The sequence below is a fragment of the Methylobacterium sp. Leaf123 genome, from assembly GCF_001423405.1.
GTDB lineage: Bacteria > Pseudomonadota > Alphaproteobacteria > Rhizobiales > Beijerinckiaceae > Methylobacterium.
Map to the genome: position 1 here is coordinate 520,126 of NZ_LMNS01000001.1, position 24,741 is coordinate 544,866.

Below are 24,741 nucleotides of genomic sequence, written 5' to 3' on the forward strand. Positions count from 1 at the left end.
GGACGCCGTGCACCACTGCTATGCCTTGAGAGGCGGACGGGCGCCGGACCCATCGATCGGGCGGGGCGAGATATCAGTCGCGCGCCTGTGTCATCGGGCCAGTAGCGGCCAATTTCGAAACGTTCTATAGACCGGCTCAGGCTGCGCCGCGCGATCATTCCAGGGCGTCCAAATCGCCCCTCGCGCACCATCCTGAGTGTCATTTGCGGGCCTCCCGGCCGCCGGGAGTTCTCCGATGGCACTCGCTACCCGGGCACCCCCGGGGCGGCGCGCGCTCCTTGGAGCGCCTCCGGCCGAACACCTCTCGTGGCGCAGGTTATGCCTGCTCCGTGTTCGCTAACGCCAGCTCAGGACCCGACTCGCCGTGGCATCCCTCGACAGCTTCAAAGCTCGCCAGACGCTTCAAGCAGGCGGCAAGACCTACACCTACTATTCCATTCCGGAGGCGGAGAAGAACGGCCTGGCCGATTCGACCGCCCTTCCGTTCTCGATGAAGGTCATCCTCGAGAACCTCCTGCGCTTCGAGGACGACCGCTCGGTCAAGCGGGCCGATATCGAGGCCGCCGTCGCGTGGCTCGGCAACCAGGGCAAGGCCGAGACCGAAATCGCCTTCCGCCCCTCCCGCGTGCTGATGCAGGACTTCACCGGCGTGCCGGCGGTCGTCGATCTCGCGGCGATGCGCGACGCCATGGTCGCCCTCGGCGGCGACCCCCAAAAGATCAATCCGCTGGTCCCGGTCGATCTGGTCATCGACCATTCGGTGATCGTGGACGAGTTCGGCACCCCGAAGGCGCTCGGAGACAACGTCGCCCTCGAATACGCCCGCAATGGCGAGCGCTACACCTTCCTGAAATGGGGCCAGTCGGCCTTCGACAACTTCTCCGTGGTCCCGCCGGGCACGGGCATCTGCCACCAGGTGAACCTCGAATACCTGTCCCAGACGGTCTGGACCCGAACCGAGGATGGCGCCGAGATCGCCTATCCCGACAGCCTCGTCGGCACCGATTCGCACACCACCATGGTCAACGGTCTTGCCGTGCTCGGCTGGGGCGTCGGCGGCATTGAGGCCGAGGCGGCGATGCTCGGCCAGCCGCTGTCGATGCTGATTCCCGAGGTCATCGGCTTCAGGCTGTCGGGCAAGCTGCCCGAGGGCACCACCGCGACCGACCTCGTGCTCACCGTCACGCAGATGCTGCGCAAGAAGGGCGTGGTCGGCAAGTTCGTGGAGTTCTACGGCCCCGGCCTCGACGACATGCCGGTCGCCGACCGCGCCACGATCTCCAACATGGCGCCGGAATACGGCGCGACCTGCGGCTTCTTCCCGATCGACCAGAAGACCATCGACTTCCTGAAGGTCACCGGCCGGCAGGACGACCGCATCGCGCTGGTCGAAGCCTACGCCAAGGCGCAGGGCATGTGGCGCGACGCCAAGACCCCCGATCCCGTCTTCACCGACACGCTCGAACTCGACATGAGCACCGTGCGTCCGTCGCTTGCCGGCCCGAAGCGCCCGCAGGATCGGGTGCTGCTCGACTCCGCCAAGGCCGGCTTTGCCGACTCGATGGAGAAGGAGTTCAAGAAGGCGGCCGACATCGCCCGGCGCTACCCGGTCGAGGGCACGAACTTCGACATCGGCCACGGTGACGTGGTGATCGCCGCGATCACGAGCTGCACCAACACCTCGAATCCGAGCGTGATGATCGGCGCCGGCCTGCTCGCCCGCAACGCGGTCGCCAAGGGTCTGACCTCGAAGCCGTGGGTGAAGACCTCGCTCGCCCCCGGCAGCCAGGTCGTCGGCGAATATCTCGACAAGTCCGGCCTCCAGGCGAGCCTCGACGCGCTGGGCTTCAACCTCGTCGGCTTCGGCTGCACCACCTGCATCGGCAATTCGGGCCCGCTCCCGGCGCCGATTTCGAAGGCGATCAACGACAACGACGTCGTCGCCGCCGCGGTGCTCTCCGGCAACCGCAACTTCGAGGGCCGCGTGAACCCGGATGTGCGGGCGAACTACCTCGCCTCGCCTCCGCTGGTGGTCGCCTACGCGCTCGCCGGCTCGCTCCAGATCGACATCACCACGGAGCCGCTCGGCCAGGGTTCGGACGGCCAGCCGGTCTACCTGAAGGACATCTGGCCGTCTTCGGAGGAGGTGAACCGCTTCATCGAGGAGAACATCACCTCGTCCCTGTTCAAGAGCCGCTATGCCGACGTGTTCGGCGGCGACGATAACTGGAAGGGCGTCGAGGTCACCGAGGCGGAGACCTTCGCCTGGGATGCCGGCTCGACCTACGTGCAGAACCCGCCCTACTTCGAGGGCATGACCAAGACGCCCGACCCGATCACCGACATCGAGGGCGCGCGCATCCTCGGCCTGTTCCTCGATTCGATCACGACCGACCACATCTCGCCCGCCGGCAACATCCGCGCGGCCTCGCCCGCCGGTGAGTACCTGCAGGAGCATCAGGTGCGGGTGCAGGACTTCAACCAGTACGGCACGCGCCGCGGCAACCACGAGGTGATGATGCGGGGCACCTTCGCCAACATCCGCATCAAGAACCAGATGGTCCGGGACGAGGCCGGCAACGTCGTCGAGGGCGGGTGGACGCTGCACCAGCCCGACGGCGAGCGGATGTACATCTACGACGCGGCCATGCGCTACGCCGAGGAGGGCACGCCGCTGGTCGTCTTCGCCGGCAAGGAATACGGCACCGGCTCGTCCCGCGACTGGGCGGCCAAGGGCACCAAGCTCCTCGGCGTGCGCGCCGTGATCGCCGAGAGCTTCGAGCGCATCCACCGCTCGAACCTCGTCGGCATGGGCGTGGTCCCGCTGGTCTTCCAGGGCGAGGAGTCCTGGGAATCGCTCGGCCTCAAGGGCGACGAGACCGTGACGATCAAGGGGCTGTCCGGCGAGTTGAAGCCGCGCCAGACGCTGACCGCCGAGATCACCTCCGCCGACGGCTCGAAGCGGGAGGTCCCGCTGACCTGCCGGATCGATACGCTCGACGAGCTGGAATACTTCCGCAACGGCGGGATCCTGCCCTACGTGCTGCGGTCCCTGGCGGCGTAAGCGCTTCCATCCGTTCGCGCTGCCTGAAAGCCTCTCCCGCAAGGGAGGGGCTTTTTCGTTGAGCGAGCGGTTCCGTCCACCGTATCGGTCGTCATTCTGCGCCGCTCTTCCGTGGCCGGATCAGAAGCGGTGCGATGGCCGTACCGAAGCAAACGAGACGAAGAGGGGGGGAAGGCGTCCGTCCTGGCTCGACGCTTCATCGGAGCATCGGCTATTCCCCCGCTTCGAACGCTCGCCCGAAAAACTTCGGCGGGCAAAGGTTGGGAAGCGGCGGACATGATCCTCGAAATTGCGCAGATCGACGTGAAGCCTGGCGCGGAAACCGAATTCGAGGCCGGCATCGCCCGGGCCGCCGAGATCTTTCGGGCCGCTGCCGGGTGCCGCAGCTTCGCGGTGCGCCGCTCCATCGAGAAGCCGCAGCGCTACCGCCTGCTGATCGAGTGGGATACGCTGGAGGCGCACACCAAGGACTTCACCGGCTCGCAGGCCTGGAAGGATTACCGGGCGATGGTCTCTCCCTATTTCGAGGCGCCGCCCCAGGTGGAGCACACCGAACTGACGCTTCAGGCATTCTGACTGTTTCGCACAGAACGCCCGCCGCAATGTGAGGCCTACGGCGAAACGGTCGCAGGCCGGGAGTTCTGTGCGGCATTCTAAAACGGCCACCCAAGGCCGGACGACATAGGGGAGAGACGGCCTCATGAAGATGTACGGCAATTGGCGCTCGGCCGCGGCGTTCCGCGTGCGCATGGCCCTCAACCTCAAGGGCATCGCCTACGAGGAAGTCTTCCTCGACCTCGACGCCGGCGACCAGCACAAGCCCGACTTCCTCGCGATCAATCCGCAGGGCGCGGTGCCGGCTGTGTTCGATGGGGACGGCCCGCCGCTGACGCAGTCGCTCGCGATCCTCGACTATCTGGAAGAGACCCGGCCCGGCGTGCCGCTGCTTCCCGAGGAGCCGCGGGCGCGGGCCCGTGCTCGCTCGCTGGCGCAGGTCGTCGCCTGCGACACCCATCCCCTCTACGTGCCACGGGTGCGCACCTTCCTGATGGAGAATTACGGCCTGCCGCGGGAGCGGATGCTCGAGTTTCTGCGCAACGCCTTCACCACCGGTTTGAAGACGCTGGAGACCCGGCTCTCGACCGAGGCGGGCACCGGCCGCTTCTGCCAGGGCGACGCGGTGAGCCATGCCGACCTGTGCCTCATCAGCCTGTGGGTCGGCACCGGCATCTTCGGGATCGACACCGCCGCCTATCCCACGGTCAAACGCATCGCCGACGAACTTCTCGCCCTCGACGCCGTCGCCTGCGCCCATCCGCTCCGCCAGCCCGGCGCTCCCGCAGCGTAAGCAAAATTTTTTTTACGAAACGGACCGGTCAGTAATGCTGGATTTGCGTTCCAGACACGCTGCGAACGTGTGGGTGCTTTCACGGTTAGCGATGTAAGATCATTCCAAACTGAAAGGCTGCCGGAGCGAGGCGGCCGGCGACGGGAGTGGGGGCGAGGATGGTTCCGAGCGAATCGGTCACGGATCAGCACAAGATCGTCGTGGTGGGGGGAGGGGCCGCCGGGCTGGAACTGGTAACCAAGCTCGGCAACAAATACGGCAAACGCGGCACGGCACACGTCACCCTGGTGGACCGGGCGCGCACCCATATCTGGAAGCCGCTGCTGCACGAGGTCGCCGCTGGCTCGCTCGATGTGGGCCACCACGCGATCGATTACCTGCACCACGCCCACGCCAACCACTTCCGCTACCGCATCGGTGAGATGACCGGGCTCGACCGCGAGAAGCGGGTGATCCATCTCGCCGCCAGCCGCGACAGTGAGGGGCGCGAGGTCACGCCCGTGCGCACCATCCCCTACGACACGCTGATCATGGCGGTGGGCTCCACCACCAACGATTTCGGCACGCCGGGGGTGGCCGAGTACGCCATCGCGCTGGACACCAAGGAGCAGGCGCTTCGCTTCCATCAGCGCCTCGTCAACGGCATGCTGCGTGCCCACACCCAGGAGGGTCCGGTGCGTCCCGGCCAGCTCCATGTGGCGGTGATCGGCGCGGGCGCGACCGGTACCGAGCTGGCGGCGGAGCTGCACCGCACCACCCGCGAGGTCGCGCGCACCGGCCTCGACCGGATCGATCCGGCCAAGGATCTGAAGATCACCCTGATCGAGGCGGCCGACCGCATCCTGCCGGCCGTGCCGCAGCGGCTGGCGGTTGAGGTGATGGAGCAGCTTGCCAAGATCGGCGTCGAGGTGCGGGTGCAGGCCCGCGTTACCGAGGTGCGGGCCGACGGCGTCCAGCTCGCCGATGGCGGCTTCATCCCCTCCGAACTCGTGGTCTGGGCCGCGGGTGTGAAGGGGCCGGCCTTCCTCAAGGATCTCGGCGGGCTGGAAAGCACCCGCAACAACCAGCTCGTCGTCACGGCGACGCTGCAGACCTCCCGCGATCCGGACATCTTCGCCATGGGCGATTGTGCCTACCTCGTCGAGGAAGGCTCCCAGACGCCGATCCCGCCCCGCGCTCAGGCAGCTCACCAGCAGGCCTCGCACCTCTACGGGCAGATGGCCAACCGTCTCGCGGGCCGGCCGCTGAAGCCGTTCAAATATCGCGATTTCGGCTCGCTGGTTTCGCTGGGCGAGTACACCGCCGTCGGCAACCTGATGGGCTTCATCCAGGGGAAGAACATGTTCATTGCCGGGCTGTTCGCCCGGCTGATGTACCGTTCGCTCTACAAGATGCACGAGACGGCGGTGAACGGCTGGTGGAAGACGAGCCTCGATGCCCTGGCCCGGGCGCTCACCCGGCGCACCGAGCCGCGGGTGAAGCTGCACTGATGACGCCCGAGACTTGATCCGGCGGGCGGGCGCGACATGTTCCTGATCCGCCGGCTCAAGGAAGAAGCCGGCGGAAGGAGACGCCATGATCCTCGTCAGCGTGATGTATCCGAGCGGTGCCGGCACCCGCTTCGACATGGACTATTATCTGAAGAAGCACATGCCGCTGGTCAGCCAACGCTGGACCGGCAAGGGTCTGCATGACTACACGGTCGTGACGGGCACCGGCACGCCGGATGGTGGCACGCCACCCTATCAGGTCGTGGCGCTGCTGCGCTTCGAATCCGCCGACGCGTTCAAGTCCGCGGCCGCTGCGGATGGGCCGGAGATCTTCGGGGATATTCCGAACTTCACCGACACGCAGCCGATGGTGCAGCTCAGCGAATTTGCGGCGTCTGAAGTGAGAGGGTGATGATCGACATCATCAAGCAGATCCAGGCCTCCAATCCGGGGCTTGGCACGACGATCATCGTGCTGCGGGCCGATTCGCGGGCGCTGGCCGATCCGGCGACGCTGACGCCCGAGGCGAAGGCGTGGATCGATGCGAACGCCCCCGACGCGCGCCTGTCGCAGGAAACGGTGCTTCTCGCGCCCTATCCTGGTGGCATGCCGACGGAGCGCAGGGTCACGGTGCTTGCCTTCTCCGATGCGCGTCACCTCGCGGCCTTCGCCACGGCCTGGACCGGCGATCCCACGCTCGATGACGACGAGGAGGCCGCCTGATCGCGGCCGGGCCGCGCCCGCCCGAGAGGCAGGGGCGGCCCGTTTCAAAGTGAGAGCGGCCCGGCGCTCAGGCCGCCTCGATGATCCGGGCGGCGGCCGTGACCATGTCTTTCATCGCCGCGTTCGCGGCCTGATAGGCCGGGGTGCCGACATCCCAATTGTTTTGGGCGAGAGCCTTCACCATCCGCTCGGCTTCGGTGTGGGCGGTCGCCTCGGCCTTCAGGAAGGCCTCCGCCGCGTGCCGGCGGGTCGGGTCGGCGGTCAGGCCTTCCACCGCCTGCCGCGCGGCCCGGCCCCGCAGGATCGCCGCCGCCGGATCGGCGGGCGCCGCGCCGAGCAGGATCGTCGCGAGCCCCCGCTTCCACAGGCCGAGATCTGCCGGCAGACGCACCAACTCGTAGAGGTCGAGCCCGCTCGAATCGGCCAGCGCCGTCTGCGCCAGGGTCTCGGCCTTCACGAGGCGCTTGGTAATCGCATCGATCTCGGTGCGGGTCTTGGCCGCCTTGGCGGCGATGCTCTGGACGCTGCTCGAAATTTCCGCCGTCGCGCTGCTCTGCTGCGTGATGGCGGCGGCAAGCGCCGCGGTCATCTCGCTCGTGCGGGCGATCCGTTCGGCCGCACTCTCGACGCGGGTGCCGAGGCTCTCGACCACGCTGCTGCCGGTCGAGACGGCGCCGCGGCTCTCCTCGACGGCACGGGCGATCTGGCTCATCTCGCCCTGAAGCGTGTTGAGCCACGTCCGGATCTGCTCGGTCGAGCGCGCGGTCTGGCCGGAGAGCGATTTCACCTCGGCTGCCACCACCGAGAAGCCGCGACCGGCCTCGCCTGCGCGCGCCGCCTCAATGGTGGCGTTGAGCGCGAGCAGATTGGTCTGGCTCGAGATCGTGGCGATGGTGCCCGCCATCGTGCCGATCTGGGCGATGGCGTTCTGGAGAAGCTGAAGGCGCTCGTCGATCTGGTGGGTGCGGTCGCGGATCGCGTCCATGGCCGAGCGGGCGTTGCCGACGTCGGACATGCAGGCCGCCATCGCTTGGCGGGCCTCGGCGGCGCTGGATCCGGCCCCCTCGGAGGTCTCGGCGACCTCGGCAATGGAAGCGCCCATCTCTTCGATCGCGCTCGCGATGGTCTGCGTCGATTGCGCGACCTCGCCCACGTCGTAGGTCGTCCAGCCGATATTGATCGCGCCTTCCGAGGCCTGCCTGGCCACGGCAGCGAGGCTGGCCCGTTCGGCGCGCAGATCGCTGCGCCGCACCCGCTCGAGATCGCTCAGGGCGGCATCCACAGCATTCCCCGGCACGGCGGCTTCGTCGAGGCCGGTACGATGGGTCAGGCGCTGAATGGCTGCGATCAGACGCGCCTCGTCGGACGGGCCGGCGGCCGGGATGTCGGACGAAACCGATGCGGACGATGCGGACGATGCGGCGGTACGACCGAGCTTGAGAGACAGCATTGCGTCAGAGCCCCCGATTACTTCTTTTTTCACTTATTATGGAAAGTCCGGCCCGGATTGGGTTTGCTCGGCGGCAGTCGCACATCTGCCGGTTGAGTAAGGCTGGGCACAGCACTCTCTATGATCACGGCGCCGATTGTTGCCGCTCGCCAGTTAATGTTGGATTTAAAAGATCTGGAGATTTCATCTAAGGTGTTGATGAAAGCTAGCAAATGACGAATTTTATGCGGCTATGATTCACCTAGGTTGATATTTATTGCCTGGGTCGGCCGCAGCGCTGTGTGCAGATGCAGCAAAATTTTGCGTCGCAAAATCGTTATGCTCAGTCTCAGCATATCTGGACAAGGCCAGGGACGGCGCCTAACTTAGGCGGCACAATGCTCATTTTGAGCATAAAGGAGACCGCGATGTCCGAGGCAGGATCCGCCTTTCGCGTGCCGGCCGACCGGGCCTTCCCGCTGCCCGATCTCTATGCGCGCGTGAGCCGTCACGTGCCTGCGATCGAGTGGCCGGCGCTGGCTCCCGATGTCGAAGCAATCCTGCGCCTGAAACGCGAGCGCAACGCGGTGGTTCTGGCGCACAATTACCAAGCGCCGGAGATCTTCCATACGGTGGCGGACATCGTCGGCGACAGCCTCGCGCTGGCCCGTGAAGCCGCGCGGGTCGATGCGGACGTGATCGTGCTGGCCGGTGTCCACTTCATGGCCGAGACCGCCAAGCTGCTGAACCCCGGCAAGACCGTGCTGATGCCCGATATGGCCGCCGGCTGCTCGCTTGCCGATTCGATCACCGCGGCCGACGTGCGGGCCCTGCGCGCCAAGTATCCGGGCGTGCCGGTCGTGACCTACGTCAACACCTCCGCCGCGGTGAAGGCGGAGTCGGATGTGTGCTGCACCTCCGGCAACGCCGCCGACGTGGTGCGTGCGCTCGGGGTGCCGCGGGTTCTGATGATCCCGGACGAGTTCCTGGCCCAGAACGTCCAGAAGCAGGTGCCCGAGGTCGAGATGCTGACTTGGGCCGGCCATTGCGAGGTGCATGAGCGCTTCACCCCGGCCGACATCGCCGATGTGCGCGAGAGCTATCCCGGCATCACCGTGATCGCCCATCCCGAATGCCCGCCGGACGTGGTCGAGGCCTCGGACTTCTCCGGCTCGACGGCGATGATGATGAACTACGTCACCGAGAAGCGGCCGTCCCAGGTCGTGCTCGTGACCGAATGCTCGATGGCCGACAACATCGCGGTGGCCAATCCCGACATCGAGTTCATCAAGCCCTGCAACCTCTGCCCGCACATGAAGCGGATCACCTTGCGCAACATCCGTGAGGCGCTGGAGACGATGACGCACGAGATCACCGTCGAGGAGGGCCTGGCCGAGCGCGCGCGCCTCGCCGTCGAGCGGATGCTTGCAGTGAAGCCGACCCAGACCGTCTCACCCCGGCAGGCCGCCTGATGAGCGTCTTCGCCCGGAGTCCTGCCGACCGGGTGGTCGTGGTCGGCGCCGGGGTGGCCGGGCTCGCCACGGCCCTGCGGCTCGCGCCGCGCCCGGTCACCCTCATCACCGCCGCGCCCCTCGGGGCCGGCACCGCCACGGGCTGGGCCCAGGGCGGCATCGCCGCCGCGATGGGCGCGGACGACGCGCCCTCGCTCCACGCGGACGACACGCTTGCCGCGGGCGCCGGCCTGACCGAACCGGAGGTCGCCCTGCGCGTCGCCGAGGCGGGACCGGGCCTGATCGATTGGCTCGTCGCCCTCGGCACCGGCTTCGACCGGGAGGCGGACGGCGCCCTGGCGCTCGGGCTGGAGGCGGCCCATAGCCGCCGCCGGATCGTGCGGGCGCGGGGGGATTCCACTGGCCGTACCGTGCTCGACGGGCTGGTGCGTGCCACCCAGGCGACACCCTCGATCGAGGTTCTCGTCGCCGGCCTGCACGGCCTGATGCAGGATGCCGACGGCCGCGTCTGCGGTGTCGTGTGCGAACGCGACGGCGCGGCCTTCCGCCTGCCCGCCCGCGCCGTGGTGCTGGCGACCGGCGGCGCTGGTGCGCTCTACGCCTCGACCACCAATCCGCGGAGCGCTCTCGGGCGGGGGCTTCTCGTTGCCGCGCGGGCCGGTGCGGTCCTGCGCGACCTCGAATTCGTGCAGTTCCACCCGACCGCCATTGCCGCCGGCCGCGATCCCATGCCGCTCGCCACCGAGGCGCTTCGTGGCGAAGGCGCTGTGCTGATCGATGAGAACGGCGCGCCCGTGATGGCGGGGATTGAAGGCGGCGACCTGGCCCCCCGCGACGTGGTGGCCCGGGGCATCTTCCAGGCGCTCGGCCGGGGCCGCACGGTCTATCTCGACACGCGTGGCCCTCTCGGCGCCCGCATGCCGCAACGCTTCCCGACCGTCTTCGCGCTCTGCGCCGAGGCGGGCATCGATCCGGCGGTTCAACCGATCCCGGTTCGTCCGGCCGCGCACTATCACATGGGCGGCATTCTCGTGGACGCTGCCGGGCGCAGCACCGTGCCGGGCCTCTGGGCCTGCGGCGAAGTATCGTCGACCGGTCTGCACGGCGCCAATCGCCTTGCCAGCAACTCGCTTCTCGAAGCGCTGGCCTTCGCGCCACGCATCGCCGCGTCGATCGATGCAGCCTCGGCCCCGGTGAGCACGGATCGCCCGGCGCCGCTGCCCGAGATCGTACCGCAGCATGCCGCAGCGCTCGCCGAGGTTCGCGGCATCATGGAGCGCGACGTCGGCGTGGTGCGCGATGAGGCCGGCCTGTCCCAGGCCATCGCCCGTCTCGCCGATCTGTCCGAGCGCGGCAGCGATGCCGCCGCCACGGGCCTGATGATCGCCCGCTCCGCCCTCGACCGGTGCGAAAGCCGCGGCGCCCATTGGCGCAGCGATCATCCGGGCCAGCTCCCGGCCCGGCAATCTATCTTCACGCCCGCCGCAGCCGATGCCCCGTGCGCGCTTCAGGAACTCACCGATGCCTGACGACGTCCTGCTACCGCTGCCGCGCCTTCTCGTGGAGCCCGTGGTGCGGGCGGCTCTTCTCGAAGATCTCGGTCGGGCGGGCGATATCACCACCGATGCCATCGTGCCCGCGGGCGAGCGCATGGAGGCGGTCATCGCCTCCCGTCAGGACGGCGTGATCGCCGGAACCGACGCCGCCGTGATCGCGTTCGAGCTGATCGATCCGAGCCTCAGGGTGTCGGTCGAGCGGCCAGACGGATCGCGCGTCGCGCCGGGCGATACCGTGATCCGCCTTTCCGGCCCGGCCCGCGCCGTTCTGACCGCCGAGCGCGTCGCCCTCAACCTCCTCTGCCGGCTGAGCGGGGTCGCCACGGCGACGGCCTCGCTGGTCGAGGCGGCGCGGCCGCACGGCAAGGCGCGGATCGTCTGCACCCGCAAGACCACGCCGGGCCTGCGGGCGCTGGAGAAACACGCGGTGCGCGCGGGCGGCGGCTCGAACCACCGCTTCGGCCTCGACGATGCGGTGCTGATCAAGGACAACCACGTCGCGGTCGCGGGCGGGATCATCCCCGCCATCGAGCGGGCCCTCGCGCGGACCGGTCACCTCGTCAAAATCGAGGTCGAAGTCGATACCCTGGCCCAGCTCGAAGAGGCGCTCTCGGTAGGCGCCGACGCGGTGCTCCTCGACAATATGAGCCCCGATACGTTGCGTCAGGCGGTGGCGATGGTCGATGGACGCGCCGTGACCGAGGCCTCGGGCCGGATCAACCGGGAGACGGTCGGCGCGGTGGCGGCCTCGGGCGTCGATCTGATCTCGGTCGGCTGGATCACCCACAGTTCGGCGATCATCGATCTGGGGCTCGACGCGGCGTAGCGCCGAGACCATCCTTCCGCATCCGGTGGCGCCGGAACGTCTGACCGTTGCGCGTCACCGTTTCCTCTTCGATGGTTTCGAAGCCGTGGGCTGCGAAGAATGGCCGGGCCGTCAGGCTCGCCTCGGTCCGTAAACCGGTGAGGCCGCGGGCGATGGCCGCCGCCTCGGCGGTCCGGAGGAGGGCCTTCGCGACGCCTCTTCCGCCATGGGCCGGGTGAACGTAGAGCATGGCGAGGCGGCCGCACGGCTCGAGATCCGCGAACCCCGCCGCCTCCGGGCCGATCCACGCGATCAAGCGTTGTCCCCGCTGCGCTTGCGTTGCCCAAGCCGTTCGATCGACCCGCGACCACGCCTCGATCTGCGCCCCATCGTAATCGACTGAGGCGGTCTCGCGAATGGCGGATTGGAAGATCGCGATGACCGCATCCAAGTCAGCCTCGGCATAACGGCGGACGGTGACGCGATCCGCCGAAGCGCTGCTCGGGAAGGTTCCGGCCACCGACGATAATCCTTGCCCCCACGGCCGAGCTGCCACAGTGTGGCCACACGGTCACGAGGATGGCCGAACCGATACCGCACTGCAAATCAAGCTTGGCTTTAAACGGGGAGCGTTTACGCCTTGGCGAGGGTCCGCACGGCATCGTGCGGCGGTTCTTCCACCGCGTCCCCTGTTCTTCGCCTGCCCCGAGAGGCCCTGATGCGCCGTTTCGTCGTTGCCCTGGGCGGGCTTGCCTGCGCGACGTTCGCGCTGGCAAGCTCCGCCGCAGCCTATGAGATTGACCCGCTCACGCGTCAGCCGCTGACCGAGGTTCTGACGGTGCGCGTGCGCCCGCAGAACACGCTGCCGACCGCCAACGCGGCGCTGCCGGCGGATGTCCCGGGCGCGCCCGCCTCGGCCAGCGACCCGCTGGCCTCGACCGTGCCGCAGATGACCGCGATCCCGCGCGATACGGTTCCTTATTCCGGACCCTACGCGCCCGGCACCATCGTCGTCTCGACCGCCGAGCGCCGGCTCTATCTCATCCAGCCCGGTGGCGAGGCCCTGCGCTACGGCGTCGGCGTCGGCCGTCCCGGCTTCACCTGGGGCGGCACGCAGACCGTCACGATGAAGCGCGAATGGCCCGATTGGCGCCCGCCATCGGAGATGCTGCGCCGCCGTCCCGACCTGCCGCGCTACATGAAGGGCGGTATCGAGAACCCGCTCGGCGCGCGCGCCATGTATCTTGGCAACACGATCTATCGCATCCACGGCTCCAACGAGCCGGAGACGATCGGCACGGCGGTGTCGTCCGGCTGCATCCGCATGACCAACGAGGACGTGACGGATCTCTACAGCCGCGTGAAGGTCGGCGCTCGGGTCGTCGTCCAGCGCTGATCGTCCATTTGAGACAGCAATGAGAAAGGGCCGGCAGCGATGCCGGCCCTTTTCGTTTGGTCGTAGTCCAAGTTGGTCTTGGTCCGAGAAAGCGACGCGTCAGCCGATCAGCAGCAGATCGAGCACGATGGCGGCGATGCCGCCCGCCACGGCGAGGCCGAGGATGACGACGCTGCTGAGCTGATCGACGGTATCCACGTCCTGTCCGACGCGATGTTGGAACTCGTTGGCTGACACGCGCTGCCTCCGTTGGAATATCGCACGCCAACGGGTGGGGGAGGGGATGGTTCAATGCCGGACCGTCGCAGGTCAGCCCCCGAAGCCGCGTCGATCGCCCACGAGGAACCTCCCCTCGCAATGCCAGTTGGCTGTCCTCAACAGGGAGGACAGCCATGGTCGATGCCAGCCAGATACGCGAGCACGCCACCGTCGTCGGTTCCGACGGCGGACATGTCGGCACGGTGGATCACGTCGGGAAAGGCGAGATCAAGCTGACGAAGAGCGACGCCGATGCCGGCGGGCTCCATCACTACATCCCCCTCGATTTCGTGATCGCCGTCGAGGGCGATCAGGTCCGCCTCAATCGGAGTGCGGACGAGGTGAAGAAGGAATGGAGCACGTCGGGCGCCGCCTAGGCGAACGTGGCTCGCCCCGGCCGTCATTCGAGCGGCCGGATGAATGCTCTTGCCGCGCAAATGCACCGACTTCGCCCTCACCACACGGAGAGGGCCGACATCGCATCCAGGGAGAAACGCGTGACTGCACAGAATGATCGGCCGCAATCCGAGACCGAGCCGAAGCCGATCGGTGATCCGGCCCCCGCTCCGCAGCCGCCCGCCGGGGATCCCCCGCCGCATCGGCCGGATGCGATCCCCGATGAGGATCTCGACCAGGTCGAGGAACAGCCGAGCTGATGCGTTTCGCGGGCCACCTCACGTGTGGCCCGCGCCGCCTCGGACGATCTCAGTGGGTGCTTAGTGGCAGCCGCAGCCGCCGCTTCCGCAGCCCCCGCCGGCATGGGCGGGCTTCGCAGGTGCGCTGGCCACGCGATCCCGGGTGAGGCCCCGCTCCTCCAGCTCGCTCAGATAGGTCGACCAACGGTTCCGGTACTCGCGGCCGAGATCGAACAGGTAGTCCCACCCGTAAATACCCGTATCGTGCATATCGTCGAAGAACAGCTTCACGGCGTAGTTGCCGATGGGCTCGACCGAGAGGATTGCGACATCGCGCTTGCCGCCCAGCACCTTGCGTTCGGCCGGAGAATGGCCTTGAACCTCCGCCGAGGGACTCGACACGCGCAAGTATTCGGCGGGCAGCTCAAAGCGACCGCCGCCATCGAACGCAACGGTCAGAATGCGCTTGTCTCCGGACAGGCGGATCTCGGTGGGCCAGCGCTCACTCATGACGGTCGGTTCCACGCTCTCATGCCGGCGTTGCGCTCCCGCGCTTGCCGGATAATGCCACCGCCCTCATATGGATGGCGATGTTGGATCTGTCAGCCGACAAAACCACCCAGGCCGGCACCGAGTCGAGTTCAGAGGCGCGTATGTGGGGCCCCGCCGACGATATCCTCGCACCGGTGCGGCCGGCGCCGCTGATCGACCCGTTCCAGCGGGCGATCACCTATCTCCGGATCTCGGTGACGGATCGCTGCGACTTCCGCTGTGCCTATTGCATGTCCGAGGACATGCAGTTCCTGCCCAAGCGCGATCTGTTGACGCTCGAAGAGCTCGATCGGCTCTGCGGCGTGTTCATCGACCGCGGTGTGCGCAAGCTGCGGATCACCGGCGGCGAGCCGCTGGTGCGCCGTGACATCATGCATCTGTTCCGCCGGCTCTCCCGCCACCTCGAGAGCGGCACCCTCGACGAGCTGACGCTGACGACCAATGGCTCCCAACTTGCCCGCTTCGCGCCCGAACTGGCCGAACTCGGCGTGCGCCGGATCAACGTCTCCCTCGATACGCTGGACCCCGACAAATTCCGAGCGATCACCCGGCGCGGCGACCTCTCGGTGGTGCTGGCGGGGATCGAGGCGGCGCGGGCCGCCGGCATCAAGGTCAAGATCAACGCCGTGGCGCTCAAGGGCGTCAACGAGGACGAGATCGCCGACATGATCACCTGGGCCCACGGCCTTGGCATGGACATGACGCTGATCGAGGTGATGCCGCTCGGCGAGATCGAAGGCGACCGCACCGACCAGTTCCTGCCGCTCTCGGTCGCCCGCGAGCGCTTGGAGCAACGCTTCACGCTGACCCCGCTGCCCGACCGCACCGGCGGCCCGGCCCGCTACGTGCGGATCGAGGAAACCGGCGGGCGGCTCGGCTTCATCACGCCGCTGACGCACAATTTCTGCGAGAGCTGCAACCGGGTGCGTCTCACCTGCACCGGCAAGCTCTACATGTGCCTGGGCCAGGAAGACGCGGCGGATCTGCGCGCGGCGCTGCGGGCCTCGCCCGACGACGCATTGGTGACGCAGGCTGTCGTGGAGGCGATCTCCCGCAAGCCCAAGGGGCACGACTTCGTCATCGAGCGCGCCCGCCCGGCCGCCGTGCCGCGGCACATGAGCGTCACCGGGGGCTGATCGGCCTCAGCCCGCGACGGGGACCAGACTGTCTCTGATCTCTCGGTTCGAGAGCCAGGTCTGCACGCGATCGCAATGCGTGGCGACCTTCGGCGTATGCGCGTAGATCGCCAGCGATCCCTCGACCATCGCCCGCAGTTCGATGCAGCGGGCGGCATCCACGAGAAAGTTCAGGCCGCCGAGCGGCGGCTTGAAGGTCGTGCTGCCGGTGACGCCGAGCCGTGCTGCGATCTCAGGATAGACCGGCCAGATGCTGCCGCTCAGCGGATCGGGCAGGTAATCCTCGCAGGCCGCCGTCCGCGCCGGAATCCCGGCACGGTGAAGCGCGTCGCGGGCCAGATCTGCGAGCACGAACAGCTTCGGATGATTGATCGTATGCATGAAACAGCCGCGGCGCATCCACCCGGCGAACAGGCGGTCGAGGTTGCAGCCGTGCGCGTGGCTCATCGCCAGCAGGGCATCGCGATTGGGAAACCAGCCGTCGAGATAGCCGACGCGCGAGAAAACATCCGCCCGGAACAGCGAGACGATCTCGTCGGCCGAGAAGCCGCGGGCGAAGCCGTAGACGATCAGCGCCGAGTGGTAATCACCCATCGGCGAGCCGAACAGGCCGCCCTTGTGGGCGATGTAGACGATATCCGGGTGGAAGGCCGGGAAGACGATCGTCGGCACGGGCACGACGAACCGGGCGGTCTCGAAGATCCGCGCGGGTGTCACCTCGCCGAACGGGCCGGCCTCGAACGGGAAGCACACGGTCAGGTCGGCGTCTCGAACCGCTTCGAGCAGCCGCGCGGGGCTCGCGTCGAACTGCGAGAAGGTCGCCGGCTCTACCGACGCGATCTCAGCATCCGGCGCAAGGAACCCCAGGCACCCCGCAAGGACGGCGACTTGGCAGTTGTTGCCGACGACGACGATTCGCCTAGCCACGGCCGGGTGCCTCCGGCTGCCAGCAATTCCTCGTCGCAGACCACGGCGGCCTGCCGGGCGAATTCATGGCGGGCCTCGTGCAGGCTGCGGCTGGAAGCGGGGAGGGCGTCCTGGTCCCCGCCCTCGGTGAGATGGCGGAAGAAGACCCGCATGACATGATCGACACCGTCCTTGCTGACGGACCTGAGATCGCTCTCGAGATAGCGGAAGGCGCCCTCGGGCGAGGTGATGATCTCGTAGGAGGGGAAGTACAGCGTATCGTCGCGGGTGTCGGCGAGCCGCTGGGCGGCGACCCGGAGTACCGCCTTGCTGTGAATGGTCGACTGCAGCACGTGGCGCCCTTCATAGGTCGCCACAAGCGGCACCGGCGAGACCGTCAGGATCAGGCGCGCCCGCGGATTGACCGCTTTCAGGGCGTCGGCGAAGGCGGACAGGTCCGCGATCACCTCCTCGACCGGCTGGTTCCTGAAGGCGTAGGCGTCCGGATCGAAGGCGCCGGCGGCGACACCGGGGCAGAGCGGGAAGGCCGCGCCGTCGGCCGTTGCCTGCCAGCCTTCGGTGAGGCCGAGGGTGAAGACGAAGACATCAAGGCTTTCGAAGAGCCGGCGCACCTGGGCGAAGTGCTCTTGCCGGTCCGCCTCGATCGCTTCGGGGCTGGCAAAGCCCGCAGGCTCGATACGCGGACGGAACGGGTCGGCGAATCGCCCATCCGCTCGTACCCAGGCTGTATCGGCGGGGGTGAAACGGCCATAGGCGCGCTCGATGAGCTGCAAGAGCTGGCGCGCGGTGTAGACGTTGCCGTAGCGCGCCGAGAACAGGCGGTAGCCGCGAGCCCGTGCCTCGTCCGGCGAGACGCTTTCGGGCGCGTCCTCCGTGACGAGATAATGGTAGCCGCTCGCCTGGAGCCTGTCGGCGATGTGCTGGGCAAAGCAGCTTCCCGCCGTGGCGATCCGGGTCTGCCGCGTCAGGCGGAAGCCGTCCGGCACCGGCGGGCCGGCCATCGGGTCGAGGGCAAAAAGCGGCAACGAGCCGACAGAGCGGTCCCAGAAGGCGTGGTCGGCAAGACCGGAATAGGGGTTTCGGGCGCGGTCTTGCATCGGCGGGCGGACCCTAGCCGACCGGCTTCGTAGCGGCAACGGCCGTCAACCGAGACGTATCCGATCGGAACGCCTTGGGCCGGCGTCCACTCATCGGAAAGCACACGAGCACTGCCGCGCTTTGCATTTTGAATGTGGTGCGCACGGGGCTAGAGCACGCCCTGAGACGATCGGATACCGGAGACACCAATCCCATGGCGAAAGTCGCGTTCCTGGGCCTCGGCGTGATGGGCTCGCCGATGGCGGGGCACCTTGCGAAAAAGGGCCACGACGTCACCGTCTTCAACCGCACCGGCGCCAAGGCCGAGGCCTGGGTCGCCGCCAACGGAGGCCAAGCCGCCGCGACGCCCCGCGAGGCGGCGGCCGGCTGCGCCATCGTCTTCGCTTGTGTCGGCAATGACGACGACCTGCGCTCGGTGGTGCTCGGCGCGGACGGTGCCTTTGCCGGCATGGAGAAGGGGGCGATCTTCGTCGATCACACCACCGCTTCGGCCGAGGTCGCCCGCGAATTGTCCGCGGCGGCGGATGCGGCCGGGCTTCGCTTCATCGATGCCCCGGTCTCCGGCGGTCAGGCGGGCGCGGAGAACGGCGTGCTGACCGTGATGTGCGGCGGCGAGGCGACGACCTACGCCGAGGCCGAGCCGGTCATCATGGCCTACGCCCGGTCCTGCCGCCTGCTCGGGCCCTCCGGCTCGGGCCAGCTCACCAAAATGGTCAACCAGATCGCCATTGCAGGGCTGGTGCAGGGACTTTCGGAGGCAATTCACTTCGGTAAGCGCGCCGGCCTCGACATGGAAGCGGTGCTCGACGTGATCTCCAAGGGCGCGGCCGGCTCCTGGCAGATGGAGAATCGCGGGCGCACGATGAACGCGGACAAATTCGACTTTGGTTTCGCGGTCGAGTGGATGCGCAAGGATCTCGGCATCCTGCTCGCCGAGTCCCGCCGCAACGGCGCCCGGCTGCCGGTGACGGCGCTGGTCGATCAGTTCTTCGCCGAGGTGGAGGCCATGGGCGGCAAGCGTTGGGACACCTCCGCCCTCATCGCCCGGCTGGAGCGCTGAGCCGGGCTTGCACCAGGGACCACGCCGCGTCCGGCGTGGTCCAGTGCCAATCCTCGCCCATCTGGTGGCGGAACCACGTGAACTGGCGCTTGGCGTAGCGGCGGGTGTCGCCCTGGCCGCGCTGGATCGCCTCCGCGCGGGAGATCGCCCCGTCGAGATGGGCGATCAGTCCCGGCACGCCATGGGCGCGCATCACCGGGAGCAGAGGATCGAGGTGCCGTTCCCGGAGCGCGGCGACCTCGTCCAGCGCGCCTTGCTCCATCATCGTCACGAATCGCGCGTCGATGCGCTGGCGCAGCGCCTCGCGCTCGGTGGCGAGGAAGATCTTGAGCAGCGGCTTTCCGGCGAGCGGGCCCGGCACACGGGCATCCTGAAACGAGCCGATCGAGCGGCCGGTCGCCGCGTGGATTTCGAGCGCCCGCATCACCCGCATCCGGTCGGAGGGTCGCAGCCGCTGGGCGCTGTCGGGATCACGCAGTGCCAGCGCGGCGTGCAGCGCCTCGGTCGGCTGTCCGTCCGCCTCCGCTCGGATCCGCTGGCGGACGGCGTCGGGCACCTCCGGCAGATCCGAGATGCCCTCGTCGAGGCTGCGGAAATAGAGGCCGGTGCCGCCGACGAAGACCGGCAGGGTTCCGGTCTCCAACTCGGACAGGATCGCGGCCGCCTGCCGCTGGAAATGCCCGACGGAGAAATTCATCGCCCCATCGATGCTGCCGTAGAGGCGATGCGGGGCCAGCCGTTCCTCCTCGGCGGAGGGCCTTGCCGAGAGCACGCGCAGGTCGGCGTAGACCTGCATCGAATCGGTGTTGATCACCGTGCCACCAAAGGCGCGGGCGATTCGTAACCCCAGCGCCGACTTGCCCGAGGCGGTGGGCCCTGCAATGAGGATGGCGGCCGGGTGCCCCGCGTCCTGCCCGTCCGAACCCTGCACGGCCTCGATCTCCATGACCCTCGTCGCGACGCTGATAGCAAACCCCGATCGGCCCGCCATCACCGATGCGGTGCTCGCCGAGGCGCGCCGCGTGACGCGGACGGAGCATCAACCGCGCATTCTCCACGGTGAGGTGGCGGCCGAGCTTCTGGTGCCGGGCGCGCCCGACGAGGCGGCGGCCCTCACGGAAGCCCTGCGCGCGGCGCTCGGGGCCGAGCCGATCGACGTGGCGGTGCTCCCTCACGATCAGCACCGCCGCAAGCGGCTGTTCCTTGCCGACATGGACTCGACCATGATCGAGCAGGAATGCATCGACGAACTCGCCGACGTCGTCGGGATCAAGGATCAGGTGGCGGCGATCACCGAGCGGGCCATGCAGGGTGAGATCGCCTTCGAGCCGGCCCTGCGGGAGCGGGTGGGCCTGCTGAAGGGCCTATCCGTTAGCGTCATCGATGGTCTGATCCGCGACGCGATTCGCTTGACGCCGGGCGGCGGCACCCTGGTTGCGACGATGCGGGCGCACGGCGCCTTTACCTGCCTCGTCTCGGGCGGCTTCACCCTGTTCACCGGCCCCATCGGCGCCCGTCTCGGCTTCCACGAGACCCGCGCCAACCGCCTCAATGTGGCGGACGGGCATCTGACGGGACAGGTTGTCGAGCCGATCGTCGGCGCGGAGGCCAAGCGCGCCAGCCTCATCGAACTGCGCGAGCGGCTGGGCCTGAACCCCGCGGAGACGATCGCTGTGGGTGACGGGGCGAACGACCTGCCGATGCTCGGGGAAGCCGGAATCGGCGTCGCCTTCCGCGCCAAGCCGAAGGTGGCGCAGGCCGCGCGGGTGCGAATCGAGCACGGCGACCTGACCGCGCTGCTCTACCTGCAAGGTTTCTCGGCGGCCGAGTTCGCCGCTTAGTCTCGCCCGGCGAAGGCGCGACGCTTCAAGACGCAACCCGGCGGCGTGTCCATCCCCTCTCCCTAGTTTGGGAAGAGGGGATGGCAGCACCATCGATCGGGTCGCCGCTTACTCCAGCCCGATCGCCACGAAGCGCACGTCGCCGCTGGTGCTGGCCACCAGCAGCAGCACCGACTTGCGGCCCTCCTTCTTGAAAGCCTCGACGCGCTTCGTCACGTCGGCGGGGTTCGAAACCGCTTCCTGGCCGACCTCGACGATAACCTCGCCCGGCTGGATGCGCTTGTCGGCGGCGGTCGAGTTGGGGTCGACCTTGGTGACGACCACGCCGGTCTTGACGCTCTCCTTGATGCCGTAGCGGCGCCTTGCCTCGTCATTGAGGCCGGAGAGGTTGAGGCCGAGGACTTGGCGATTGACCGATTCCGCCTCCGGCTGCTTGACGTTGGCGACCTGCGTCTTCTCGCCGTCCTCCAGGCGACCGAGCACGACGGATTTCGTCTGCTCTTCGCCCTTGCGCACGACCTGGACGTCCACGGACTTGCCCACCGGGGTCGCGGCGACGATGCGCGGCAACTCGCTGGAGGATTTCACCGGCACACCGTTGAACTTGACGATGACGTCGCCGACCTCGAGCCCCGCGGTCTTGGCCGGGCCCTTCTCATCGACGCCGGCCACCAGTGCGCCCTTCGCGCCGCCCTTCAGGCCGAGCGCCTCGGCGGTGGCCTCATCGACGTTCTGGATGCGCACGCCGATCCAGCCGCGGCGGACCTCGCCGAACTGGCGGAGCTGATCGACGACCTGATTCGCCGTCGCCGAGGGCACGGCAAAGCCGATGCCGACCGAGCCGCCGGAGGGCGAGAGGATCGCGGTGTTGATGCCGATCACCTCGCCGTCCATGTTGAACAGCGGGCCGCCCGAATTGCCCTTGTTGATGGCCGCATCCGTCTGGATGTAGTTGTCGTAGGGGCCTGACTCGATGTTGCGGCCCCGGGCCGAGACGATGCCGGCGGAGACCGATCCGCCGAGGCCGAACGGGTTGCCGATCGCCATCACCCAGTCGCCCGGGCGCATCTTTTCGGAATCGCCGAAGGGCACGGCCTTGAGCGGGCGCTCGGCCGTCGGCTTCACCCGCAGCAGGGCGAGGTCGATCTTCGGATCCTTGCCGATGATCTCCGCCTTCAGCTTGGTGCCGTCGCTCAGGATGACCTGGATGTCGTTGGCGTCGCCGATGACGTGGTTGTTCGTCACCACGATGCCCGACGCGTCGATGATGAAGCCGGAGCCGAGCGAGTTCGACTTGCGCGTCGGTCCGCGCGGGCTGTCCTCGTCACCCTTCGGCGCACCTTGGCCGCGCCGCTTGAAGAACTCCTCGAAGAGATCCTCGAATGGGGTGCCCTGAGGCAGTTGCGGCATGGTCCGGCCGCCGCGGTTGCTGGCTTCGACCGTCGTCGAGGCGGAGATGTTCACCACCGCATCCGTCACCTTCTCGGCGAGGTCGGCGAGCGATTCCGGGCCGCGGGCAAAGGCGGGGAGCGGCAGGGCGGTGACCGTGACGGTGACGCCCAGCACCGCGGCGGCCAGGGCCGATGAGGCGCGCCGGGCAAACGACGGCGTTCGACCCCGGACGGCGTTCGCGGCGAGACTCATGGACGTTTCCTCAAGCTCAAAGAGTGCCTGTTTCAGGCCGACTTATAAATTCAGCGGCCGGCACCCCGATCAAGGGCGCCGGCCGCGATGGTCGTATCGGTCGCAGATCGCTTAGCGCACCGTGCCGGTCGTGGCGCCCGAAGCCGTCGGCTGGGCGGCGCCGGTGCGGGCGCCCTGCGGGCGGCGTCCCTGCGGATCGTTGAAGAAGCGGAAGAAGTCCGAGTTCGGACTCACCACGAGGCGGGTGTCCTGCCCCTTCAGCGCCTGCTCGTAGGCCTGCATCGACCGGTAGAAAGCGAAGAAGTCAGCATCCTGGCTGAACGCTTCGGCGAGGATGCGGTTTCGCTCCGCGTCGCCCTCACCGCGCAGCTCTTCCTGCTTCTGATTGGCCTCGGCCAGGATCACGACGACGTCGCGGTCGGCCTTGGCGCGGATCAGCGTTGCCGCCTGATCACCGTTGGCGCGAATGTCGGTCGCCTCCTTCTTCCGCTCCGAGGTCATGCGGTCATAGACCGCCTGACTGTTCTTCGCGGGAAGGTCGACACGGGTCATGCGCAGGTCGACGATCTCGATGCCGAGGCTCTTGGCCTGTTTGTTCACGTCCTCTTGGATCGTGTTCATCAGCTCGGCGCGCTCGGTCCGCACGATGGCGTCGCGGCTGGTCCGGGCCAGGACGTTGCGGAGCGCCGAGTTGGTGAAGCTCGCCAGACGCTGGTTCGCCAGGGCGATCGCCCCCGCCGCCTGATAGAACTTCAGCGGATCGATGATCCGGTAGCGGACGAAGGCGTCCACTTCGAGGTTCTGTCGGTCGGCGGTGAGCAGGGTCTGAACCGGAAGGTCGAGATCCAGCACCCTTTTGTCGAACAGCACGACGCTGTCGGTGAACGGCACCTTGAAGTAGAGGCCGGGCTTGTTCTGGCCGACGGGGTTCAGCACGTCGCGCACGCGGCCGAGCTGAAGCACGAGCGCCTGCTGCATCTGCCCCACGGTGAAGACGGAGGCGTAGAGGCCGATCGCGGCGACCGCCGCGAGGATGACCAGGCCGGTTCGAATGGCTGGATTGTTCATCGGCCCGTCGCTCCGTTCGTCTGCGTCCGTCCATTCTCCATCAGAGGCAGCACCGGCAGCACGCCTGCGGCGTTGGCACCGGCCACGCCACCGTTCTGATCGATGATGACCTTGTTCACCGAGCCGAGCACGCGCTCCATCGTCTCGAGGAAGATCCGCTCGCGGATGACCTCGGGCGCGACCTTGTAGGAGTCGTAAACCTGACGGAAGCGGGATGCCTGACCGGTCGCCTCGGAGGTCGCCTGGGACTTGTAGGCCTCGGCCGCTTGCAGAACCTTGCTGGCATTGCCTCGTGCTTCCGGCGTCACGCGGCTGGCATAGGTCTCGGCCTCGTTACGCACCTGCTGGGCATATTGCTGCGCCGCGTTCACGTCGATGAAGGCGGGCCGCACCTCCGGGGGAGGGGTGACGCTGGTGAGCTGCACGACCTCGATCCGCACACCCGCGCCGTACTCGTCCAGAGCGCCCTGGACGATCTCCTTGACCTCCTGAGAGATGCTGGATTGCTCGTTGGTCAGGATCGCCTGGATGTTGCGGCGGCCGATCACCTCGCGCATCGCGCTCTCGGCGATGGCCTTGATCGTCCCGTCCGGGTTGGCGAGGTTGAAGACGTAGTCCTCCGCCTTGAGCGGGTTGACGCGCCACTGCACCTCGAAATCGATGTCGACGATGTTTTCGTCGCCGGTGAGCATCAGGCTCTCTTCCGGCACGTCCCGCTGGCGGGTGGTGTTGCCGGCGGCCATGTAGCCGATCGGAATCGAGTTCACGATGCCGACATTGGGCTTCTGCACGGAGCCGATCGGGTAGGGGAAGTTGTAGCGCAGGCCTTCACCGGACTGGCCGGTATAGCGCCCGAAGATCGTGTTGATGCCGACCTCGTTCGGCTTCACGATGTAGAAGCCGGTCAACAGCCACGCGCCGAGCACGAGGCCCGCTGCCAGGAGGAGTCCCTTGCCGCCGCCGAAGCCTCCGCCCGGCATGACGCCGCGGAGTCGATCCTGGCCGCGCCGGAGCAGATCCTCGAGATCGGGGGGCGTCTTGCCGCCACCCCCGCCACCCCAGGGGCCGCCGCCGTTACCGCCGCCGCCGCCGCCGGGACGGCCCCAGGGGCCACCTCCGCCGCCGCTCTGATTGCTCCAAGGCATTCTCGACGTGAACTCCTGCTGAAGCCGGTCCCCGCGGATGCGGACGACCCTTGCCCTAAACTCGATCCGTCGCCCCGCTATGGGGCGGGAAAAG

25 protein-coding genes are annotated in these 24,741 nt (G+C 67.8%); 15 read left to right on the forward strand and 10 right to left on the reverse strand.

Annotated elements, in window-relative coordinates; genetic code table 11:
- Positions 1 to 364: 364 nt before the first annotated feature.
- The 6 genes from acnA to ASF53_RS02305 all read left to right on the forward strand — a co-directional run bounded on the left by acnA (position 365) and on the right by ASF53_RS02305 (position 6,625).
- The gene (gene acnA, locus ASF53_RS02280) at positions 365 to 3,064 is read left to right on the forward strand and encodes an aconitate hydratase AcnA (protein ID WP_056193095.1); all 2,700 of its coding nucleotides are present in this window, start codon (positions 365 to 367) and stop codon (positions 3,062 to 3,064) included.
- Positions 3,065 to 3,340: 276 nt separating this feature from the next.
- Entirely contained in the window at positions 3,341 to 3,640 is a 300-nt protein-coding gene (locus ASF53_RS02285) for an antibiotic biosynthesis monooxygenase family protein (protein WP_056193097.1), read from the forward strand.
- 124 nt (positions 3,641 to 3,764) lie between these two features.
- Positions 3,765 to 4,412, forward strand: a complete 648-nt coding sequence (gene maiA / locus ASF53_RS02290) for a maleylacetoacetate isomerase (protein WP_056193100.1) — start codon at positions 3,765 to 3,767, stop codon at positions 4,410 to 4,412.
- 158 nt (positions 4,413 to 4,570) lie between these two features.
- Positions 4,571 to 5,902 (forward strand): NAD(P)/FAD-dependent oxidoreductase, encoded by a 1,332-nt coding sequence (locus tag ASF53_RS02295; RefSeq protein ID WP_056193103.1) that lies wholly within the window; start codon positions 4,571 to 4,573, stop codon positions 5,900 to 5,902.
- 85 nt (positions 5,903 to 5,987) lie between these two features.
- Entirely contained in the window at positions 5,988 to 6,314 is a 327-nt protein-coding gene (locus ASF53_RS02300) for an EthD family reductase (protein WP_056193106.1), read from the forward strand.
- Positions 6,314 to 6,625 (forward strand): hypothetical protein, encoded by a 312-nt coding sequence (locus tag ASF53_RS02305; protein WP_056193109.1) that lies wholly within the window; start codon positions 6,314 to 6,316, stop codon positions 6,623 to 6,625. Before ASF53_RS02300 ends, ASF53_RS02305 begins: the two co-directional genes overlap by 1 nt.
- Positions 6,626 to 6,692: 67 nt before the next feature.
- Here the strand turns inward: ASF53_RS02305 and ASF53_RS02310 are convergent, their stop codons facing one another.
- Positions 6,693 to 8,075: a methyl-accepting chemotaxis protein gene (locus ASF53_RS02310; RefSeq protein ID WP_056193112.1), complete on the reverse strand. Its 1,383-nt coding sequence runs from the start codon at positions 8,073 to 8,075 to the stop codon at positions 6,693 to 6,695.
- 407 nt (positions 8,076 to 8,482) lie between these two features.
- Here ASF53_RS02310 and nadA point away from each other — a divergent pair, with 407 nt between their 5' ends.
- From nadA to nadC, 3 genes are read left to right on the forward strand one after another with little or no spacing between them, the layout of a single operon-like run.
- Positions 8,483 to 9,526: a quinolinate synthase NadA gene (gene nadA / locus ASF53_RS02315; protein WP_056193116.1), complete on the forward strand. Its 1,044-nt coding sequence runs from the start codon at positions 8,483 to 8,485 to the stop codon at positions 9,524 to 9,526.
- A complete protein-coding gene (locus ASF53_RS02320; protein WP_056193120.1) occupies positions 9,526 to 11,055 on the forward strand; it encodes an L-aspartate oxidase in 1,530 nt (509 codons plus the stop codon). The genes nadA and ASF53_RS02320 overlap by 1 nt, the downstream gene beginning before the upstream one ends.
- Positions 11,048 to 11,908 carry a carboxylating nicotinate-nucleotide diphosphorylase gene (gene nadC / locus ASF53_RS02325; RefSeq protein ID WP_056193123.1) on the forward strand — a complete coding sequence of 287 codons (861 nt, stop codon included), beginning with the start codon at positions 11,048 to 11,050 and terminating at the stop codon, positions 11,906 to 11,908. The genes ASF53_RS02320 and nadC overlap by 8 nt, the downstream gene beginning before the upstream one ends.
- Here the strand turns inward: nadC and ASF53_RS02330 are convergent.
- Complete coding sequence (locus ASF53_RS02330; RefSeq protein ID WP_082482280.1) at positions 11,880 to 12,407, reverse strand: GNAT family N-acetyltransferase; 528 nt, start codon at positions 12,405 to 12,407, stop codon at positions 11,880 to 11,882. The genes nadC and ASF53_RS02330 overlap by 29 nt on opposite strands.
- Before the next feature lie 198 nt (positions 12,408 to 12,605).
- On the opposite strand from ASF53_RS02330, the gene ASF53_RS02335 reads away from it, so the two are divergent.
- The gene (locus ASF53_RS02335; RefSeq protein ID WP_056193126.1) at positions 12,606 to 13,283 is read left to right on the forward strand and encodes a L,D-transpeptidase; all 678 of its coding nucleotides are present in this window, start codon (positions 12,606 to 12,608) and stop codon (positions 13,281 to 13,283) included.
- A 99-nt stretch (positions 13,284 to 13,382) separates the two neighbouring features.
- Here ASF53_RS02335 and ASF53_RS25530 read toward each other — a convergent pair whose 3' ends face one another.
- Positions 13,383 to 13,520 (reverse strand): hypothetical protein, encoded by a 138-nt coding sequence (locus ASF53_RS25530; RefSeq protein WP_156635344.1) that lies wholly within the window; start codon positions 13,518 to 13,520, stop codon positions 13,383 to 13,385.
- Between the two features lie 155 nt (positions 13,521 to 13,675).
- Between ASF53_RS25530 and ASF53_RS02340 the strand changes: the two genes are divergently transcribed.
- On the forward strand, positions 13,676 to 13,918 hold the full coding sequence (locus ASF53_RS02340) for a DUF2171 domain-containing protein (protein WP_015822995.1): 243 nt from the start codon (positions 13,676 to 13,678) through the stop codon (positions 13,916 to 13,918).
- A 120-nt stretch (positions 13,919 to 14,038) separates the two neighbouring features.
- The gene (locus tag ASF53_RS25535) at positions 14,039 to 14,197 is read left to right on the forward strand and encodes a hypothetical protein (RefSeq protein WP_156635346.1); all 159 of its coding nucleotides are present in this window, start codon (positions 14,039 to 14,041) and stop codon (positions 14,195 to 14,197) included.
- Positions 14,198 to 14,257: 60 nt separating this feature from the next.
- On the opposite strand, the gene ASF53_RS02345 is transcribed toward ASF53_RS25535, so the two are convergent.
- Positions 14,258 to 14,686: a gamma-butyrobetaine hydroxylase family protein gene (locus tag ASF53_RS02345; RefSeq protein WP_056193129.1), complete on the reverse strand. Its 429-nt coding sequence runs from the start codon at positions 14,684 to 14,686 to the stop codon at positions 14,258 to 14,260.
- A gap of 143 nt (positions 14,687 to 14,829) precedes the next feature.
- On the opposite strand from ASF53_RS02345, the gene moaA reads away from it, so the two are divergent.
- Positions 14,830 to 15,864, forward strand: a complete 1,035-nt coding sequence (gene moaA / locus ASF53_RS02350; protein ID WP_056193868.1) for a GTP 3',8-cyclase MoaA — start codon at positions 14,830 to 14,832, stop codon at positions 15,862 to 15,864.
- Positions 15,865 to 15,870: 6 nt separating this feature from the next.
- On the opposite strand, the gene ASF53_RS02355 is transcribed toward moaA, so the two are convergent.
- On the reverse strand, positions 15,871 to 16,791 hold the full coding sequence (locus ASF53_RS02355) for a WcbI family polysaccharide biosynthesis putative acetyltransferase (protein WP_056193130.1): 921 nt from the start codon (positions 16,789 to 16,791) through the stop codon (positions 15,871 to 15,873).
- On the reverse strand, positions 16,692 to 17,888 hold the full coding sequence (locus ASF53_RS02360; RefSeq protein ID WP_056193132.1) for a GSCFA domain-containing protein: 1,197 nt from the start codon (positions 17,886 to 17,888) through the stop codon (positions 16,692 to 16,694). The genes ASF53_RS02355 and ASF53_RS02360 overlap by 100 nt, the downstream gene beginning before the upstream one ends.
- Positions 17,889 to 18,082: 194 nt before the next feature.
- Here ASF53_RS02360 and ASF53_RS02365 point away from each other — a divergent pair, with 194 nt between their 5' ends.
- Positions 18,083 to 18,949 (forward strand): NAD(P)-dependent oxidoreductase, encoded by an 867-nt coding sequence (locus ASF53_RS02365; RefSeq protein WP_056193135.1) that lies wholly within the window; start codon positions 18,083 to 18,085, stop codon positions 18,947 to 18,949.
- Here the strand turns inward: ASF53_RS02365 and miaA are convergent.
- Complete coding sequence (gene miaA / locus ASF53_RS02370; protein WP_056193871.1) at positions 18,927 to 19,880, reverse strand: tRNA (adenosine(37)-N6)-dimethylallyltransferase MiaA; 954 nt, start codon at positions 19,878 to 19,880, stop codon at positions 18,927 to 18,929. The two genes, ASF53_RS02365 and miaA, sit on opposite strands and share 23 nt — an antisense overlap.
- Positions 19,881 to 19,893: 13 nt before the next feature.
- Here miaA and serB point away from each other — a divergent pair, with 13 nt between their 5' ends.
- Positions 19,894 to 20,790 (forward strand): phosphoserine phosphatase SerB, encoded by an 897-nt coding sequence (gene serB, locus ASF53_RS02375; protein ID WP_056193138.1) that lies wholly within the window; start codon positions 19,894 to 19,896, stop codon positions 20,788 to 20,790.
- Between the two features lie 108 nt (positions 20,791 to 20,898).
- Here serB and ASF53_RS02380 read toward each other — a convergent pair whose 3' ends face one another.
- The 3 genes from ASF53_RS02380 to hflK all read right to left on the reverse strand — a co-directional run bounded on the left by ASF53_RS02380 (position 20,899) and on the right by hflK (position 24,647).
- The gene (locus tag ASF53_RS02380) at positions 20,899 to 22,434 is read right to left on the reverse strand and encodes a Do family serine endopeptidase (RefSeq protein WP_056193142.1); all 1,536 of its coding nucleotides are present in this window, start codon (positions 22,432 to 22,434) and stop codon (positions 20,899 to 20,901) included.
- 111 nt (positions 22,435 to 22,545) lie between these two features.
- Complete coding sequence (gene hflC / locus ASF53_RS02385; protein WP_056193145.1) at positions 22,546 to 23,502, reverse strand: protease modulator HflC; 957 nt, start codon at positions 23,500 to 23,502, stop codon at positions 22,546 to 22,548.
- Positions 23,499 to 24,647, reverse strand: a complete 1,149-nt coding sequence (hflK, locus tag ASF53_RS02390; protein ID WP_056193148.1) for an FtsH protease activity modulator HflK — start codon at positions 24,645 to 24,647, stop codon at positions 23,499 to 23,501. Before hflK ends, hflC begins: the two co-directional genes overlap by 4 nt.
- Between the last annotated feature and the right edge of the window lie 94 nt (positions 24,648 to 24,741).